The 965-nt window shown below is 43.6% G+C and carries 1 protein-coding gene; it reads right to left on the reverse strand.

Going from position 1 to position 965, the window contains the following annotated elements; genetic code table 11:
- Positions 1-965, reverse strand: a 965-nt coding sequence (locus tag FVB9532_RS19605; protein ID WP_228482405.1) for a DUF6712 family protein, incomplete at both ends; no start/stop codon positions are given.

Consider the following 965-nt stretch of genomic DNA (forward strand, 5'->3'; position numbering starts at 1 on the left):
TGATATCAACTGTTAAGCTCTCCCCGTTATCATTCGTAAAAGTATAACTGCCGTCATTATTGTTCGTGTAGCTGACCGTGTTCGCATCAAAGGTCAGCTCGGTACCGTCAACCGTCGTATGGGTAAAGGTGCCATCGCCATTGTCTACCAGTACATCGCTGTTGGTATTCAATAAATTGATGATCTCCGTATACACATCACCCTGGTTTTGGATATCGGTCGCTACTTCATTGATGATATCAACCGTTAAGCTTTCTCCGTTGTCATTGGTAAAGGTGTAAGTCCCGTCATTATTGTTGGTATAGCTTACCGTATTCGCATCGAAAGTCAGCTCGGTACCGTCAACCGTCGTATGGGTAAAGGTGCCATTTCCGTTGTCCACCAGTACATCGCTGTTGCTTTCCAACAAATTAATGATCTCCGTATACACATCTCCTTGGTTCTGGATATCAGTCGCCACTTCATTGAGGATATCGACCGTTAAGCTTTCTCCGTTATCATTCGTAAAAGTGTAAGTCCCGTCATTATTGTTCGTGTAGCTGACCGTATTCGCATCGAAGGTCAGCTCGGTACCGTCAACCGTGGTATGGGTAAAAGTACCATCGCCATTGTCTACCAATACATCGCTGTTGGTATTCAACAAATTGATGATCTCTGTATAAACATCGCCCTGGTTTTGGATATCGGTCGCCACTTCATTGATGATATCAACCGTTAAGCTTTCCCCGTTGTCATTGGTAAAAGTGTAAGTACCATCATTATTGTTCGTGTAGCTGACCGTATTCGCATCGAAGGTAAGCTGCGTTCCATCTACAGCAGTATGGGTAAAAGTACCATCGCCATTGTCTACCAATACATCGCTATTGCTTTCCAACAAATTGATGATCTCATTGTAAACATCTCCCTGGTTCTGGATATCGGTCGCTACTTCATTGATGATATCAACCGTTAAGCTTTCTCCATTG

Source organism: Mesonia oceanica (genome assembly GCF_902499555.1).
GTDB lineage: Bacteria > Bacteroidota > Bacteroidia > Flavobacteriales > Flavobacteriaceae > Mesonia > Mesonia oceanica.